Here is a 16,545-nt window from a genome sequence, read left to right as displayed (position 1 = left end):
AGCTCCTACAGAGTTGCGTAGGACCTTCGGGGAGAACAACAAGAAATGCACGACAACCATTTGAGTCGCCATGCCCAGCAAGTGCTGACCGTGACCCAGGGCAAAGCCCATGTGCACGGCCCTGGCAGCGATCCGTCCATCGCCCGTTCCTGGCTGCGCTGCCTCGAGGACTATCATCTCGACCCGGCCCTGACCATGGCGCCGACGGTGCTGGAACATGGGCGCGTCCTCGAAAGCCGCGAACGTTTGCAGCAAGTGCTGCACATCGCCGGCAATGAAATGACCAGCCTGCATCAGCAACTCTCCGGCGCCGGCCATGCCGTGCTGCTGACCGATGCGCGGGGGGTAATCCTCAACTGCGTAACCGCCCCCGCTGAACGGAAGATTTTCGAGCGCGCCGGCCTTTGGCTCGGTGCCGACTGGAGCGAGGCCTGCGAAGGCACCAACGGTATCGGCACGTGCCTGGTGGAGCGTCAGGCGCTGACCATTCACCAGGACGAACATTTTCGCGGCCGCCACACCGGCCTGACGTGTTCGGCGAGCCCGGTGTTCGATCCTCATGGCGAACTGCTGGCGGTGCTCGACGTGTCCTCGGCGCGGCACGATGTCTCGCGCCAGAGTCAGTTCCACACCATGGCCCTGGTCAATCTTTCGGCGAAGATGATCGAGAGCTGCTACTTCCTGCGTTATTTCGACAATCAATGGCTGCTGCGTTTTCACCTGCAAGCGGAGTCTGTCGGCTTGTTCAGCGAAGGGCTGCTGGCGTTCGACGGAGAAGGGCGGATCTGCGCAGTCAATCAGAGCGCACTGAACCTGCTGGGGCATGTTCGCGGCGGCTTGCTCGGCAAGCCGGTGGAGGCGTTCTTCGACTGTTCGCTGGATGAGCTGCTCGGCCGAGCCAGCGTCAATGCCAGCGCCAGTTGGCCGCTGCGCACCCGCGACGGACGCAGCCTGTTCGCCTTGTTGCGCGGCCAGCCGCGACGCATGCCGGTGCCGTTGGTGCCCAGTCCTGTCGTTGAGAGCCGGGAGCCATTGTCTGGCATCTGCCTGGGCGATGCCGGTTTGCAGACCGATTTCCGCAAGGCTTTGCGTGTGTACGAACGGGATGTGCCGCTGCTGATCAACGGCGAAACCGGCTCGGGCAAAGAGGCCTTCGCTAAAGCCGTTCACCAGGCCAGTCAGCGTGGTGAGAAAGCCTTCGTCGCGCTGAACTGCGCAGCCATCCCCGAAAGCCTGATCGAGAGCGAGCTGTTCGGCTATCGCGGCGGCAGTTTCACCGGGGCACGCAAGGAAGGCATGCGCGGCAAGTTACAACAGGCCGATGGCGGGACGTTGTTCCTCGATGAAATTGGCGATATGCCGCTGGCCTTGCAGACGCGGCTGTTGCGGGTGCTGGAAGACCGGCAAGTGGTGCCGATTGGTGGCGAGCCGGAATCAGTCAATGTGCGGATCATCAGCGCCACGCACCGAAATCTGCTGGAGCGGGTGCAGGACGGCAGCTTCCGCGAGGATTTGTATTACCGCCTCAATGGCCTGGAAGTCGCGCTGCCGGCGTTGCGCGATCGCAGTGACAAATCGCAGTTGCTCGACTTTTTGCTGGCCGAAGAAGCAAACGGAGAAACGGTATTGATCGACGCGCCGGCGCGCGAGGCATTGTTGGGGTTTGCCTGGCCGGGCAACGTGCGGCAGTTGCGCAATGTGCTGAGGACGTTGGCGGCATTGTGCGAGGAAGGACGAGTCGGGCTGGAGGACTTGCCGGTGATGATTCGTCAGGCGCGGCCTATTGCGCAGCCGAGCGCAGAAGTCTCGGAGCATCCGCTGGAGGATGCCGAGCGGTTGGCGTTGTTGAATGCTCTGGAGCAGACGCGGTGGCATATGACCAATACCGCCGAGCAGCTTGGTGTGAGCCGCAATACGCTTTATCGAAAGCTGCGTAAGCACGGTATCGCCCGATAACCGCTTTTGTGGCGAGGGAGCTTGCTCCCGCTCGGCGGCGAAGCCGTCGCAATTCTGCCTCGCGAAGAATCAATGCTGACGCGAATACGGTTTTTTGGGGCCGCTGCGCAGCCCAGCGGGAGCAAGCTCCCTCGCCACAATGACCATGACGAATCTCAGCTAAAGAGTGCGAATTTTCCCACCCTAAGCTAACCTGCGGCCATGTTTTACGAGGTCGACTATGCACATTCATATTCTTGGTATCTGCGGCACTTTCATGGGTTCGATGGCGGTTCTGGCCAAAGAGCTGGGCCATCACGTAACCGGCTCCGATGCCAACGTCTACCCGCCGATGAGCACTCAGCTTGAGGCACAGGGCATCGAGTTGACCCAAGGCTACGACCCGGCGCAACTCGACCCGGCACCTGACCTGGTGGTGATCGGCAATGCCATGTCCCGCGGCAACCCGGCAGTCGAATACGTGTTGAACAAAGGCCTGCCATACGTCTCCGGCCCGCAATGGCTGGCTGACCATGTGTTGCAAGGTCGCTGGGTGCTGGCGGTTGCCGGGACTCATGGCAAGACCACCACCAGCAGCATGCTCGCTTGGGTGCTGGAGCATGCCGGCATGAGCCCGGGCTTCCTGATCGGCGGCGTGCCACAGAATTTCTCGGTGTCGGCGCGTCTGGGCGGCACACCGTTTTTCGTGATCGAAGCCGACGAATACGACAGCGCCTTTTTCGACAAGCGCTCCAAGTTCGTTCACTACCGTCCGCGCACGGCGATCCTGAACAACCTGGAATTCGACCACGCCGATATCTTCCCCGATCTGCCGGCCATCGAGCGCCAGTTCCACCATTTGGTGCGGACCATCCCGAGCGAAGGCCTGGTGATTCACCCGACGACCGAGCCTGCGTTGCAACGCGTCATCGAGATGGGCTGCTGGACCCCGGTGCAAACCACCGGTGCCGGTGGTCAGTGGCAGGTCAAGTTGCTCAGCGAGGACGGTTCGGCCTTCGAAGTGATGTTCGAAGGTGTGTCCCAAGGCGTGGTCGAGTGGGACATGACCGGCCAGCACAACGTTGCCAACGCACTGGCCACGTTGGCAGCCGCGCGCCACGTTGGCGTGGTGCCGTCCATGGGCATCGCTGCACTAAGTGCGTTCAAAAGCGTCAAGCGCCGCATGGAAAAAGTCGGCGAAGTGCGCGGTATCACCATCTACGACGACTTCGCTCACCATCCGACCGCCATCGCCACCACGCTCGACGGCCTGCGCAAACGCATTGGCGATGCACCGTTGATCGCGATCATCGAGCCGCGTTCCAACTCGATGAAGCTTGGCGCGCACCGCGACGGCTTGCCGGAAAGCGTGGTCGATGCCGACCAGGTGATCTGGTATGCACCGGCCAATCTCGGTTGGGACCTGGCGGCCACCGCGTCGCTGTGCACGGTGCCGTCGATTGTCAGCGATTCGCTCGAAGGCATAATCGAACGCGTGAAAAGCCAAGCTCAGCCGGGCACGCACGTGGTGATCATGAGCAACGGCGGCTTCGGCGGCCTGCACGGCAAACTCGCCGAGGCGCTAAAATGAACAACGGCCCGGACCGCATCACGCTGGCGATGACCGGCGCTTCCGGCGCCCAGTACGGCTTGCGCCTGCTCGACTGCCTGGTGCGTGAAGACCGTGAAGTGCACTTCCTGATCTCCAAGGCCGCGCAATTGGTGATGGCCACCGAAACCGACGTCACGCTGCCGGCCAAGCCGCAAATGATGCAAGCCTTCCTCACCGAATACACCGGCGCTGCCGCCGGGCAGATTCGCGTGTACGGCAAGGAAGACTGGATGTCGCCGGTGGCCTCGGGCTCCGGCTCACCGGCGGCGATGGTGGTGGTGCCTTGCTCGACTGGTACGTTGTCGGCCATCGCCACCGGTGCCTGCAACAACCTGATCGAACGCGCGGCGGATGTGACACTGAAGGAGCGTCGGCAACTGATAGTGGTGCCGCGTGAGGCGCCGTATTCGAGCATTCATCTGGAGAACATGCTCAAGTTGTCGAACATGGGCGTGACGATCCTGCCAGCCTCGCCAGGCTTCTATCACCAGCCGCAAACCATCGACGACTTGATCGATTTCGTCGTGGCGCGGATTCTCAACCTGCTGAACATTCCCCAGGACATGTTGCCGCGTTGGGGTGAACACCATCTGACCAGCGATGAATAAGCTGCTGGTGATGGTGCTGGCGCTGCAATTGGCCGGGTGCGCCACGGCGCGCACGCTGGATGCCGCGAAACCGGGCGCGCCGGTGGTGTACTCCGGGACGCGGCTGGATTTGTATGCGTTGAATGGCGGTTGCTGCGCGAAGGATCGTTTCGGCGCGGAGGCACCGAGCTATCCGGGTGTGGATCTGCCGGCCAGTGCGTTGCTCGACACGCTGCTGTTGCCGCTGTCGTTGTTGACGGTGATTGGCGTGAGTTTTCAGGCGACCGGGGGATTGTAGGGCTGGAGCTGTTGTGGCGAGGGAGTTTGCTCCCGCTGGGTCGCGAAGCGCCCCCAAAGCAGGGACTGCTGCGCAGTCCAACGGGAGCAAGCTCCCTCGCCACAGGCCCGTGGATTACTTGCCCAACTTCCTCAGCTCATCCGACTCGACAATCCGCACCCCATCCTGCTCCTCAAGCGCCAGGCGCCACATCGCCCGGGCCAGTTGGCAGGCTTCGATGCCGTGGTATTTGCCGGGGATCAGCCGGGACAGCGGCCCGGCGACTTTCTCGCCCAGGCGCGGTTCGATGCGTTCACCCAACAATAGCGATGGCCGGCAAATGGTCAGTTGCGGCCAGTCCTGTGCGCGCAACGCGTGCTCCATCTCGCCTTTTACCTTGTTGTAGAAAATCGAGGATCTGCGATCGGCGCCCAAGGCACTGATCACGATCAGGTGTCGTGCACCCATTTCCCGTGCGCGTTTGGCAAAGGCCACGACCATGTCCAGGTCCACCGCGCGGAACGCCTCTTCCGAGCCGGCCTGCTTGATGGTGGTGCCCAGGCAGCAGTAGGCGATGTCGACACGGCCGTTCAACTGCGGCAGAAACACCGCCGGGTCGCCGACCGGGTTTTCAAGGTGGGGATGCTTGGCCAGAGGTCGGCGTGAAGGCGCCAGCACCCGCGAAATCGTTGGCTCATTGAGCAAGCGATCGAGCAAATGTTCACCGGTCAACCCGGTGGCTCCGGCAAGCAATACGTGCTGAGGCGTCAAGTACATAGTGTTTCTCCCTTGATACTGTCAGCTTAGTTGTTCTTTGCGTCCTTGCTGTCAATGGAGACACTTTGCAGTGCTTTTCGTGCTTGCTGTTTGCGTAGCAACTGCCAGTGCGACAGCACGGTTTTCGGTGCCCAGATCTGCGGTTCGGAAGCTTCGTAGTTGTCGGCCAGTTCACGCTCGGCGACGGTGGCCTTGGCCAGCTTGAAGGCTTGCTCAAGATCATCGGTCTGGTTCAGCGCCTGGGCAAACAGGGCGTCGCCGAAGTAGGTGAAGTTGGCTTCTTCCGAACAGCCGAAGGACACGCGGTCGGCCCGTGAAGCGGTCATGATCAGCGTGCGTTCGTCTTTGAGGGCAGGAATGAAACCGCCGGAGTAGCAAGACGAAATCACGATGATCTTGTCGCGGTTTTTCAGTGGCGCGAGGACGGCGGCGAGTTCGTCGGCTGGCAGGTCGGCCAGTTCCATGCGTGGCTGGTCGAGTACCAGTTCGTGTTCGGCGGTGCCGTGGCTGGTCAGGTAGATGAAAATCAAATCTTCCGGGCCGCTGCGTTCGGCCAGGGTCAGGGCCGCGCGACGCAGGTTTTCCCGGGTGGCCATTGGGCGGTCGCCAAGGTGATCGCGATGGTTCACCAGACGGATCTGGCCGAAGGCGCCGAAGCGGCTGGTGAGCATGTTGGCGACGTAGTCGGATTCGCGCAGGAACACGCTCTGCTTGCCGTCGCCGCCGAGGGTCAGGGTGTACAGCTCAACCGCCGGGGTCGAGGCCGGCACGTTGCCCAGTGCCTCTTCGAGCAGGCGGCCCTGGGCCAGCAGGCCGAGTTCGAGGGTGTCGGGCAGCAACTTGCCATCGGCGTCACGCACACGCTGGCCATTGATCCAGGTGCCGCTGAGCACGGAACCGTCGGTCAGCACCAGAGTGCCGCGACCCGAATACGCGTCGCTGTCGAACTGGCCAATGTAGAAACTGCCGTCTGCAAGGTTCAAGCGACCCTGGCCACTGAAGCGCCAGTCGTTGAAGTGGCCGATGTAATGGCTGCCGTCGGCGCCGATCAGCTCGCCCTTGCCATTAAGCGAACCTTCCTTGAATTGCCCCAGCCAGACATCGCCGTCAGCGTTTTCGTAGCGGCCCTTGCCGTGCAGTTGATTGTTCTTGAAGCCGCCGACGTAGATGTCGCCGTCCGCACTGTTGAATGTCCCGTTGCCTTCCAGCTGACCGTCGACGAAGCGCCCGGTGAACTGATTGCCGTTGCCGTCGCCGCGCTGGCCTTCGCCATTGGGTTTGCCGTGGGCAAACTGGCCCTGATAGGCGCTGCCGTCTTCAAGTTCCAGATGGCCGAGCCCTGAATACTGATCGGCCTTGAACTCGCCGCGGTAGGTCATGCCGTTTTCTTTGAGGGTGCCTTCGCCGTCGCGCCGACCGAGCTTGAAGCCGCCGGTGTAGCTGCTGCCGCTGGTGGTCAGGCTGCCCTGGCCGTCGAACAGGCCTTGATTGAACAGCCCGCGGTAGACCTCGCCATTGCTGCCGTGCCATTCGCCCTGGCCATGCCATTGGCCCTTGTCGAACTCCCCGGCGTACCAGCTGCCGTTCGGGTAGTCGATACGGCCCTGGCCTTGCAGCAAGCCATCGACCAGATCACCGCGATAGCGTCCGCCGTCCGGCAGGCGTGCGTCTGGCGGCAAAGGGGATTCGCCGTCGCCGCAAGCGGTGAGCATCAGGGTCAAGGCGAGGAGGGCAAGTGAGCGCATAGCGGGTTCCGGGCAATTAGGCGACCGAGTATGCCGCAGCTATGTGTCCATATACAGCCGGTAGAAATGCAGCGGGCGCGAAACAGCGTGAGCTGCTTCGCATCCGGAAAGGTTTACACGAAGCAGAGCGACAGCGGTTCAGCGATATACGCCGGTTTGTCCGAGCCTTCGATTTCCAGCGTGGCGGTGGCCTTGAGCAGCCATTGGCCGGGTTTCTTCTCGGTGACTTCGGTCAGGTCGACCTTCAGGCGCACTTTCGAATTGACCTTGACCGGCTGAATGAACCGCACGCTGTCCAGGCCATAATTGACCACCATCTTCAGGCCTTCGGGAAGGATGAGGATGTCTTCCATCAGTTTCGGGATCAGCGACAGCGACAGGAATCCGTGGGCAATGGTGCTGCCGAAGGGAGTTTGCGCGGCCTTGACCGGATCGACATGGATGAACTGATAGTCCCCTGTGGCTTCGGCGAACAGGTTGATTCGGTCCTGATCGATGGTGAGCCATTCGGAACGTCCAAGTTCCTTGCCGACATAATCATTGAGCTCTGCAACTGGAACATAGGGCATTGAGACTCTCCTTGGGTTCATCGGTTTTATAGTTTTGAGTTGGGGGGGATTTGACCTCCCGGATTACCACTTTAGATCAACATGGCAAATTGCTCCGGTCAACTGACCATGCTTTTGGCGAATGCCGATCCATAGCGCAGGCATGCTTATAATGCCCGGGCCAATGCGGGTGACGGATTTTTGCGGGAGATCTTTGATGTTGTTACGTGGCCTGACCTGGCTGGTGCTGTTCCAATTGCTCGGCACCGCGATCAATCATTTGTTTTTACCGGTCCTGCCGGGGCCGATCGTCGGCCTGCTGCTGTTGCTGGTGTTTCTGATCAGCCGTGGCCAGGTCGGTGAGCCGCTGAACCTGGCGGCCAGCAGCCTTTTGCGTTACCTGCCATTGCTGCTGGTGCCGCCAGCCGTGGGCGTGATGGTGTACGCCGCCGATATCGCGGCGGACTTCTGGGCCATTGTCGGCGCGCTGGTCCTGTCGCTGTTGCTGTCGATGGCGTTTGCCGGCGTGCTGATGCAGCGCATGGTCAAGCGCCACACACACCCTGAGGACAACCAATGATTCTCGATTGGCACGGCGCCTGGACGTCGGTAATTCATCATCCATTGTTCGGCATCGGCATTACCCTTGGCGCCTATCAACTGGTGCTGGCGGCGTTCGAGAAAACCCGCTGGATCTTTTTGCAACCGGTGCTGGTCTCCATGTTGCTGGTGATCGGTGTGCTGGTGGGTTGCGGGCTGACTTATGCCGAATACCGCAAGAGCACCGAGATCCTCAGTATCCTGCTCGGCCCGGCCACCGTCGCCCTGGCTGTGCCGCTTTACCTCAACCTGCGGCGGATTCGGCAGTTGTTCTGGCCGATTTTTACTACGCTGGTGATAGGCGGGGTGGTTGCCACGGGCATGGGCGTGTTGCTGGGCTGGTGGTTCGGGGCTGAACACATGATTCTGATGACCATGGCGCCGAAGTCGGTGACCTCGCCGATTGCCATGTTGGTGGCCGAGCAAATTGGCGGCGTCGCGGCGCTGGCGGCGGTGTTTGTGTTGATCACCGGTGTGATCGGCGCGATCTTCGGCCCGAGCCTGTTGACCCGCCTCGGTGTCCACAGCCCCGAGGCGCGCGGCATGGCGCTGGGCATGACGGCTCACGCGGTCGGCACGGCGGTGGCCATGCAGGAAAATGAAGAGTGCGGCGCCTTCGCGGCGCTTGCGATGAGTCTGATGGGCGTGGCCACGGCGGTGTTGCTGCCGTTGGCGGTGTCGATGGTGGTGTGAAGGAAATGTCTATGAGCCTGCCGCTTTTCCCGTTGAACACGGTGCTGTTTCCCGGTTGCATCCTCGACCTGCAGATTTTCGAGGCGCGCTACCTGGACATGATCGGCCGCTGCATGAAACAGGGTGGCGGCTTCGGCGTGGTGTGCATTCTTGATGGCGAAGAAGTCGGTATCGCCCCAGAAGGTTACGCATTGGTCGGCTGTGAAGCGCTGATCACCGATTTCAAACAGCAAGACAACGGACTGTTGGGGATCCGTGTTCAGGGTGGGCGACGTTTCAACGTACTGCGTACTGAAGTTCAGCGCGATCAATTGACCGTCGCTGATATTGAGTGGCTAGAGGACGAACCGGAGCAGCCGTTGCAGGACGAAGACGCCGATCTGGTGGCCCTGCTCAAGGCTCTGGCCGAGCACCCGATGGTCGAAGCGCTGAACATGGGCACGGAGGCCACCGGGCAACAGTCGCTGGCCAATCAGTTGGCGTACCTGTTGCCGTTCGCCGAGTTGGACAAGATCGACCTGCTGCAACTCGACGACCCGCAGCAACGACTGGATGCGATCCAGGCGTTGCTTGATGAGTTGCAGGGCGAGTTGTTTGCCTGAGGTTTGTCAGTAGGCATACCGCAGCATCGTGTGCGGCAAATGCCGCAACACGAAGAACCCGAACAGCGCCACCAGCGACGGCAGCACCAGCCACCAGACCTTGGGCGGCATCGCGTTGAGCGAAGTCCGGCGCTGACTCAGCCACAGGCTCGCGGCACACACGCACGCTGCCAGCATCGCCCCCGCCAGGACATCCGTCGGCCAGTGCGCGCCGAGGTACACCCGCGACAGCGAAATCGCCAGTGCCGGCAGGCAACCCACCAATAACCAGGTCAGGCGCATGCGCGGTGGTTGTCCGCGTCCAGCCAGCACCGCCAGGGTCAGGAACAGTGCAAAGGAACCAGAGGCGTGACCGCTGGGCATGCTGTAGCTGGTCAGCGGGTCGCTCAACACTTCCGGGCGCACGCGGGCGAAGAAGTTTTTGGTGACGGTGTTTGCCAGCGCCGTGCAGAGCAACGTGCTGCACGCGAAGATCATCTGGCGCCATTGCCGGGTGATCACCAACAGCACTACCAGCAAGGCACTGAACAGCAGCATGTTGCGGAATTCGCCGATCAGCGTGAGGACCACGGCCACTTCATCCAGCGCCGGCTTACGATGTTCCTGGACCAGGGTCATCACGCCCTGATCCAGCGCGGTCAGATGCGGATAGCCGATAAACAGCCCGGCCAGTATCAGCAGACTCATCCCGCTGATGAACACCGTGGCGTTGCGGTGTCGACGCAAGCTGCTGGTCGCACTCAACCCGACCATGACGGCGATGGCGCCGGCGACGATCCCGGCCTCAGGCCAGAAACCCTCAGGCAACGGCAAGCGAATCGCCGCGCCGGTGGCCCAACCCGGTAACAGATATGCCACCGACCAGCCTGCACCGGCCAGCAGGCTGACGGCGAAGAAGCGCGGAAACGGCATGTCGAACATGCCGGCTACCATCGGCAGCATGGGGCGCAGCGGTCCGATGAAACGCCCGACCAACAGGCTCGCGATGCCATAGCGCTGGAAGTACGACTCCGCCCCGGTGATCCATTCCGGGTGATGGCGCAAGCCTGGCAGGCGCCGGATGTTCTGATGGAAGTGGCGTCCGAGGAAATACGAAACCACATCGCCCAACACTCCGGCGACGAAGCCCAGCAGCAGTGTTTCACTCAACGACAGCGCGCCGCTGCCGGCCAGTACCGCCACGGCGAACAGCAACACCGTGCCGGGCACGATCAACCCGGCAATCGCCAGGCATTCCACAAACGCTACGATGAATACCGCCGCCGCCAGCCATTGCGGGTTGACCGTCAACCAACCGGTGACGCTATCGAGCCATTGGCCCATAAAAACCACTCCATTGAATATTCAAGTTCCGAGTTGATGTCAGGTCAGCAAAAAATAATCGCGACCTTCGACCTGGCCCCGTCGTAGCGGGTTCCGTGTGCAATAAGCCGCATAGGCAGCATCGACAAAGCGGTACATCAGGTGTTCGTCGCGCCCATGGGGGATGCCCAGGCGCGTGGTCTGGATGATGTGGGCGGGCGTCTGGCCGACGTCTTCCACCAGCAGCACCTCATGGTCGAAACGCTTGGCGTCCCACACCGGCACTTTCAAACCCAGCGACTTGCACAGCAACGTCTGCCCGGCGCAGAGCTTTTGCGATGGGCGAGGGCGACCTTGGGCGTCGGGATTGTTCAATAGCATCTGCGCCAGGCTCGCCGGCCCGCTGAGTTCGTCGACCCAAGGGTAGGCGGATTTGATCAGCACCGCGTTGCCCGGCCCCTGAGCGCTGAAGTTCAGCGAATCACCGCCCCGGGCGTAATACATATAGATGTGGCCGCCATCCAGAAACAAAGCCTTACGCTTTTCTGTGTAGCCAAGGGACGCGTGGCTGCCTTTTTCGGCGCAGTAATAGGCTTCGGTCTCGATAATCCGGGCGCTGAGCCACAGGTCGCCGACCCGATGGCGGATGACTTTGCCCAGTAGATCCCGGGCCAGAATTTGCGCATCGCGGTCGAAAAACGCGTCTGCAAGGCCCGTGGGCAGGCTCGTGGCGGACGCTCGAACAGTCAGGTTGGACATGATGAACGGCGTTTATCAGGGCTGATTGAGTCGTGATGATAACAATTTGCAGCTTAATCCCGGCTGAACGTCAGCAAATTGCCCTCCATTTCGACCATCCGCCCGTCACCGCTGTTAGTCAGGAGACACGACAGCTATAATCTGCCGCTTTACTCTTTACCAAGCCCTAATCAAAGACCACGCCAGACCATGACTGAGTCCGTTCTTGACTACATGACCCGCCTGGGTCGCGCTGCCCGCGAGGCTTCCCGCGTCATCGGCCGTGCCAGCACTGCGCAGAAGAACCGCGCCTTGCAGGCTGCTGCCAATGCGCTGGACGCTGCCCGCGCCGAGCTGACGGCTGCCAATGAACAGGACTTGGCCGCCGGTCGCGCCAATGGTCTGGAACCAGCCCTGCTTGAGCGTCTGGCGCTGACCCCGGCGCGCATCGACGGCATGATCGTCGGTTTGCGCCAGGTAGCTGCACTGCCGGACCCGGTCGGTGCGATCCGCGACATGAGCTTCCGCCCGTCGGGCATTCAGGTCGGCAAGATGCGCGTGCCGTTGGGCGTGATCGGGATCATCTACGAATCCCGGCCGAACGTGACCATCGATGCCGCCAGCCTGTGCCTGAAGTCCGGCAACGCGACCATCCTGCGTGGCGGCTCCGAAGCCATTCATTCCAACCGTGCCATTGCCGCCTGCATCCAGCGCGGCCTGGCTGAGGCCGATCTGCCGGCTGCCGTGGTGCAAGTGGTCGAAACCACCGACCGTGCCGCCGTCGGCGCGCTGATCACCATGCCTGAGTATGTCGATGTCATCGTGCCGCGCGGCGGCCGTGGCCTGATCGAGCGTGTCAGCCGTGACGCCCGCGTTCCGGTGATCAAGCATCTGGACGGTATCTGCCACGTTTATGTCAGCGAACATGCCGATCTGGCCAAAGCCCAGCGCATCGCGTTCAACGCCAAGACTTACCGTTATGGCATCTGCGGCGCCATGGAAACGTTGCTGGTCGATCAAACCGTTGCCAAAGATTTCCTGCCGGCGATGGCTGCCCAGTTCCGCGAAAAAGGCGTTGAGCTGCGCGGCTGCGAACGCACTCGGGCAATCATCGATGCGGTGGCGGCCACTGAAGAAGACTGGAGCACCGAGTACCTGGACGCGATTCTGTCGATCCGAGTAGTCGACGGGCTGGACCAGGCCATCGAGCACATCAACCATTACGGCTCTCACCACACCGATTCGATCGTCAGCGAACACCAGGGCGACACCCGGCGTTTCGTGGCTGAAGTCGATTCGTCGTCGGTGATGATCAACACCCCGACCTGCTTCGCCGATGGCTTCGAATACGGATTGGGTGCGGAGATCGGCATTTCTACTGATAAGCTGCACGCCCGCGGCCCGGTCGGCCTCGAAGGCCTGACCTGCGAGAAGTACATCGTGGTCGGTGATGGCCAGTTGCGCGGACAGGAGTCGGTCTGACTTGGGCGACCTAGACCCGTCAGTCCCGTTGACCGCCAGCGAGCCGCTACCTCGGCGCATTGGCGTACTGGGCGGAACGTTCGACCCGGTGCACATCGGCCATTTGCGCGGTGCGCTGGAAGTCGCCGAAACCCTGGCGCTCGATGAGCTGCGTCTGACACCCAGTGCCAGGCCGCCCCATCGGAATACGCCGCAGGTGTCGGCGCAAGACCGTCTGGCGATGGTCGAGTGCGCGGTGGCCGGTGTGGCGCCGTTGGTGGTGGATGCCCGCGAATTGCAGCGGGACAAACCGTCCTACACCATCGATACCCTGGAGTTGATGCGTGCCGAAATGGCCGCCGAGACCCAGGTTTTTCTGCTTTTGGGCTGGGACGCATTTTGCGGCCTGCCCACTTGGCACCGCTGGGAAGAGTTGCTCCAGCATTGCCATATCCTGGTGTTGCAACGCCCGGATGCCGACAGCGAACCGCCGGATGCCTTGCGCAACCTGCTGGCAGCGCGCTCGGTGAGCGACCCGCTGGCCCTCAAAGGGCCGAGCGGACAGATTGCATTCGTCTGGCAGACGCCGCTCGCGGTATCCGCCACCCAGATCCGTCAACTGCTGGCCAGCGGTAAGTCGGTACGTTTCCTGGTGCCCGACGCGGTCCTGGCCTACATCGATGCGCACGGACTCTACCGTGCGTCGAACTGAATAGGAGTGCCTCAAGGCACGTAGCAACAACGTGTATTGAAGCGCCCGAACATACGAGCAAAACGAGTTTTATATGACGAACAACGACGTAAACAAAGTTAAGCGCAAAGGCACATTCAAGAGTGCCCCGCTGCCTGAGAAAGTCCTCGCTGCCGAGCCACCTAAAGGCGACGAGCTGGTCAAGATCGCCGTAGCCGCCCTGGAAGACGTCAAGGCCCAGGACGTTCTGGTCATCGACGTTCGCGACAAGCAGAGCATCACCGACTTCATGATCATCGCTACCGGTACTTCCAACCGCCAGATCGGCGCGATGCTGGACAAGGTTCGCGAAGCCGTCAAAGCGCTGGGCATCAAGCCGTTGGGTGAAGAAGGCAAGGGCGACAGCGACTGGGTCCTGCTGGACATGGATGACGTGATCGTCCACATGATGACTTCCAACGCCCGTCAGTTCTACGACCTGGAGCGCCTGTGGAAAGGTGCCGAGCAGAGCCGTGCCGCCGATGGCAAACACCACAGCCCTGAAGTTGGTCACGAGCATTTCACCAAGCTCAACAAAGACCAGGAATAAGGAACGGCTGTGCGACTGCGACTGATCGCCGTCGGTTCTCGCATGCCCAAGTGGGTGGAAGAAGGCTGGCATGAATATGCCAAGCGTCTTCCGTCCGAGCTGGCGCTGGAACTGGTGGAAATACCGCTCAATACCCGTGGCAAGAACGCCGACGTGGCACGCTTCATCCGTCAGGAAGGCGAAGCCATGCTGGCCAAGGTCGGGCCGAACGAGCGCGTTGTCACCCTCGAAGTCCACGGCAAGCCCTGGAGTACCGAGCAACTGGCGGTCGAACTCGATCGCTGGCGGCTGGACTCGCGCACGGTCAACTTCATGGTCGGCGGCCCGGAAGGGCTGGCGCCGGAAGTCTGTGCCCGTGCCGATCAGCGCTGGTCGCTCTCGCCGTTGACGTTGCCGCACCCGCTGGTGCGGATTCTGATCGGCGAACAGCTGTATCGTGCCTGGACAGTTCTGTCCGGCCACCCTTACCACAAGTAGTTCTGCCCTCATGTCCCAGCCGATCCGCATCAAGGACCACGAAAAAGACGCCCGTCTGGTGCGTGGCCGCGTCGTGTTCGGGGCAATTGCAGTGGTGGCGCTGATCGGCGTACTGATCGCGCGCTTGTATTTCCTGCAGGTGATCCAGTACGAGTACCACTCGACACTCTCGGAAAACAACCGTGTCCATGTGCAGCCGATTCCGCCGCCCCGTGGGCTGATTTTCGACCGCAACGGTGTCGTCATTGCCGACAACCGGCCCAGCTTCAGCCTGAGCATGACCCGCGAGCGCTCTGGCGATTGGCAGCAAGTGCTCGATGTGATCGTCCAGGTGCTGGAGCTGACGCCTGAAGATCGGGTGATTTTCGAGAAGCGCATGCGCCAGGGGCGCCGGCCGTTCGAGCCGGTGCCGATCCTGTTCGAGTTGACCGAAGAGCAGATCGCGCGAATCGCCGTGAACCAGTTCCGCCTGCCAGGCGTGGAAGTGGTCGCGCAATTGGTTCGTCACTATCCGCAGGGTGCGCATTTTGCGCACTCGGTGGGCTACATGGGGCGGATCAACGAGAAAGAACTGAAGACTCTGGATCCGGTGAGTTATAGCGGCACCCATCAAATTGGCAAAACCGGCATCGAGCGTTTCTACGAGCCGGAATTGCACGGTCAGGTGGGCTACGAAGAAGTCGAAACCAACGCTCGGGGTCGCGTATTGCGCGTGCTCAAGCGTACCGATCCGATTCCCGGCAAGGACATCGTCCTGAGCCTGGACATCAAATTGCAGGAAGCCGCCGAAGCCGCGCTCGGCGGGCGTCGCGGTGCGGTGGTGGCGCTGGACCCGAAAACCGGTGAAGTCCTGGCGATGGTCAGCCAGCCGAGTTTCGACCCGAACCTGTTCGTCACCGGCATCAGCTTCAAGGCTTATTCCGAGCTGCGCGATTCCATCGACCGACCGTTGTTCAACCGCGTGCTGCGTGGTCTGTATCCGCCGGGCTCGACGATCAAACCGGCGGTGGCGATTGCCGGTCTGGACGCGGGCGTGGTGACGGCTTCGACCCGGGTGTTCGACCCCGGCTACTACATGCTGCCCAACTACGATCACAAATACCGCAACTGGAACCGCACCGGTGACGGCTTCGTCGACCTCGACACGGCGATCATGCGCTCCAACGACACCTACTTTTATGACCTGGCCCACAAGCTGGGGATTGATCGGTTGTCGGCGTACATGACCAAGTTCGGCATCGGCCAGAAAGTCTCCCTGGACATGTTCGAAGAGTCCCCGGGGTTGATGCCGACCCGCGAATGGAAGCGTGCGACCCGCCGTCAGGCCTGGTTCCCGGGGGAAACGCTGATTCTCGGGATCGGTCAGGGCTACATGCAATCGACCCCGTTGCAACTGGCCCAGGCCACCGCGTTGGTGGCCAACAAAGGCATCTGGAACCGGCCGCACCTGGCCAAGACCATCGAAGGCGAGAAGCCGGTGGATGAGAATCCGATGCCGGACATCATCCTGCGCGACCCGTCCGACTGGAACAAGGTCAACCACGGGATGCAACAGGTTATGCACGGTGCCCGCGGTACCGCGCGCAAAGCCTCGATCGGCGCGCAGTACCGGATCGCCGGCAAGTCGGGTACGGCCCAGGTGGTCGCGATCAAACAGGGCGAGAAGTACGACCGCTCCAAGGTTCAGGAACGCCACCGTGACCACGCCTTGTTCGTCGGCTTCGCGCCGGCCGATGACCCGAAAATCGTGGTGTCGGTGATGGTCGAGAACGGTGAGTCCGGCTCCGGCGTCGCAGCGCCTGTGGTGCGTCAGGTCATGGACGCCTGGCTGCTCGACGAGAGCGGTCATCTCAAGGCGGAATACGCCAGCCCTAACACCGCAGAGGCTACCGCCCGTGATGAATAATTTCG

Annotated in this window: 17 protein-coding genes; 12 read left to right on the top strand and 5 right to left on the bottom strand. The window is 61.6% G+C overall.

The features are described 5' to 3' along the window. Window positions 1-45: 45 nt before the first annotated feature. The 4 genes from V6Z53_RS29610 (at window position 46) to V6Z53_RS29595 (ending at window position 4,432) form a co-directional block, all read left to right on the top strand. Window positions 46-1,956 (top strand): sigma-54-dependent Fis family transcriptional regulator, encoded by a 1,911-nt coding sequence (locus V6Z53_RS29610; protein ID WP_338583322.1) that lies wholly within the window; start codon window positions 46-48, stop codon window positions 1,954-1,956. A 220-nt stretch (window positions 1,957-2,176) separates the two neighbouring features. Continuing rightward, window positions 2,177-3,526, top strand: a complete 1,350-nt coding sequence (mpl, locus tag V6Z53_RS29605; protein ID WP_338583321.1) for a UDP-N-acetylmuramate:L-alanyl-gamma-D-glutamyl-meso-diaminopimelate ligase — start codon at window positions 2,177-2,179, stop codon at window positions 3,524-3,526. Continuing rightward, the gene (ubiX, locus tag V6Z53_RS29600) at window positions 3,523-4,155 is read left to right on the top strand and encodes a flavin prenyltransferase UbiX (protein WP_338583320.1); all 633 of its coding nucleotides are present in this window, start codon (window positions 3,523-3,525) and stop codon (window positions 4,153-4,155) included. The genes mpl and ubiX overlap by 4 nt, the downstream gene beginning before the upstream one ends. Further along, the gene (locus tag V6Z53_RS29595) at window positions 4,148-4,432 is read left to right on the top strand and encodes a YceK/YidQ family lipoprotein (protein WP_338583318.1); all 285 of its coding nucleotides are present in this window, start codon (window positions 4,148-4,150) and stop codon (window positions 4,430-4,432) included. The genes ubiX and V6Z53_RS29595 overlap by 8 nt, the downstream gene beginning before the upstream one ends. Window positions 4,433-4,546: 114 nt before the next feature. Here V6Z53_RS29595 and V6Z53_RS29590 read toward each other — a convergent pair whose 3' ends face one another. From V6Z53_RS29590 to V6Z53_RS29580, 3 genes are all read right to left on the bottom strand, one after another. Continuing rightward, on the bottom strand, window positions 4,547-5,188 hold the full coding sequence (locus V6Z53_RS29590) for an oxidoreductase (protein ID WP_338583317.1): 642 nt from the start codon (window positions 5,186-5,188) through the stop codon (window positions 4,547-4,549). A 26-nt stretch (window positions 5,189-5,214) separates the two neighbouring features. After that, on the bottom strand, window positions 5,215-6,933 hold the full coding sequence (locus V6Z53_RS29585) for a C13 family peptidase (RefSeq protein ID WP_338583316.1): 1,719 nt from the start codon (window positions 6,931-6,933) through the stop codon (window positions 5,215-5,217). Window positions 6,934-7,046: 113 nt separating this feature from the next. Next, entirely contained in the window at window positions 7,047-7,502 is a 456-nt protein-coding gene (locus V6Z53_RS29580; RefSeq protein ID WP_338583315.1) for a MaoC family dehydratase, read from the bottom strand. Between the two features lie 196 nt (window positions 7,503-7,698). On the opposite strand from V6Z53_RS29580, the gene V6Z53_RS29575 reads away from it, so the two are divergent. From V6Z53_RS29575 to V6Z53_RS29565, 3 genes are read left to right on the top strand one after another with little or no spacing between them, the layout of a single operon-like run. Continuing rightward, window positions 7,699-8,061 (top strand): CidA/LrgA family protein, encoded by a 363-nt coding sequence (locus V6Z53_RS29575; protein ID WP_338583314.1) that lies wholly within the window; start codon window positions 7,699-7,701, stop codon window positions 8,059-8,061. Further along, window positions 8,058-8,774: an LrgB family protein gene (locus tag V6Z53_RS29570; RefSeq protein ID WP_338583313.1), complete on the top strand. Its 717-nt coding sequence runs from the start codon at window positions 8,058-8,060 to the stop codon at window positions 8,772-8,774. Before V6Z53_RS29575 ends, V6Z53_RS29570 begins: the two co-directional genes overlap by 4 nt. Window positions 8,775-8,785: 11 nt before the next feature. After that, window positions 8,786-9,376 carry an LON peptidase substrate-binding domain-containing protein gene (locus V6Z53_RS29565; protein ID WP_338583312.1) on the top strand — a complete coding sequence of 197 codons (591 nt, stop codon included), beginning with the start codon at window positions 8,786-8,788 and terminating at the stop codon, window positions 9,374-9,376. 6 nt (window positions 9,377-9,382) lie between these two features. Here the strand turns inward: V6Z53_RS29565 and V6Z53_RS29560 are convergent, their stop codons facing one another. Next, window positions 9,383-10,699 (bottom strand): bifunctional DedA family/phosphatase PAP2 family protein, encoded by a 1,317-nt coding sequence (locus V6Z53_RS29560; protein WP_338583311.1) that lies wholly within the window; start codon window positions 10,697-10,699, stop codon window positions 9,383-9,385. Window positions 10,700-10,738: 39 nt separating this feature from the next. Next, the gene (locus tag V6Z53_RS29555) at window positions 10,739-11,437 is read right to left on the bottom strand and encodes a DNA-3-methyladenine glycosylase (protein ID WP_338583310.1); all 699 of its coding nucleotides are present in this window, start codon (window positions 11,435-11,437) and stop codon (window positions 10,739-10,741) included. A gap of 189 nt (window positions 11,438-11,626) precedes the next feature. Between V6Z53_RS29555 and V6Z53_RS29550 the strand changes: the two genes are divergently transcribed. The 5 genes from V6Z53_RS29550 to mrdA all read left to right on the top strand — a co-directional run bounded on the left by V6Z53_RS29550 (window position 11,627) and on the right by mrdA (window position 16,540). Then, window positions 11,627-12,898, top strand: coding sequence for a glutamate-5-semialdehyde dehydrogenase (locus V6Z53_RS29550; RefSeq protein ID WP_338583309.1), 1,272 nt, complete (start codon window positions 11,627-11,629; stop codon window positions 12,896-12,898). A 1-nt stretch (window position 12,899) separates the two neighbouring features. After that, window positions 12,900-13,589 (top strand): nicotinate-nucleotide adenylyltransferase, encoded by a 690-nt coding sequence (gene nadD / locus V6Z53_RS29545; protein ID WP_338583308.1) that lies wholly within the window; start codon window positions 12,900-12,902, stop codon window positions 13,587-13,589. Window positions 13,590-13,662: 73 nt separating this feature from the next. After that, on the top strand, window positions 13,663-14,157 hold the full coding sequence (rsfS, locus tag V6Z53_RS29540) for a ribosome silencing factor (protein ID WP_095057258.1): 495 nt from the start codon (window positions 13,663-13,665) through the stop codon (window positions 14,155-14,157). A 9-nt stretch (window positions 14,158-14,166) separates the two neighbouring features. Next, window positions 14,167-14,634, top strand: coding sequence for a 23S rRNA (pseudouridine(1915)-N(3))-methyltransferase RlmH (rlmH, locus tag V6Z53_RS29535; protein ID WP_007937439.1), 468 nt, complete (start codon window positions 14,167-14,169; stop codon window positions 14,632-14,634). A gap of 10 nt (window positions 14,635-14,644) precedes the next feature. Further along, the gene (gene mrdA, locus V6Z53_RS29530; RefSeq protein WP_338583303.1) at window positions 14,645-16,540 is read left to right on the top strand and encodes a penicillin-binding protein 2; all 1,896 of its coding nucleotides are present in this window, start codon (window positions 14,645-14,647) and stop codon (window positions 16,538-16,540) included. Window positions 16,541-16,545 lie beyond the last annotated feature (5 nt).

Origin of the sequence: Pseudomonas sp. MAG733B (genome assembly GCF_036884845.1) — a bacterium.
GTDB lineage: Bacteria > Pseudomonadota > Gammaproteobacteria > Pseudomonadales > Pseudomonadaceae > Aquipseudomonas.
This window is presented reverse-complemented; position numbering and strand designations above follow the sequence as displayed.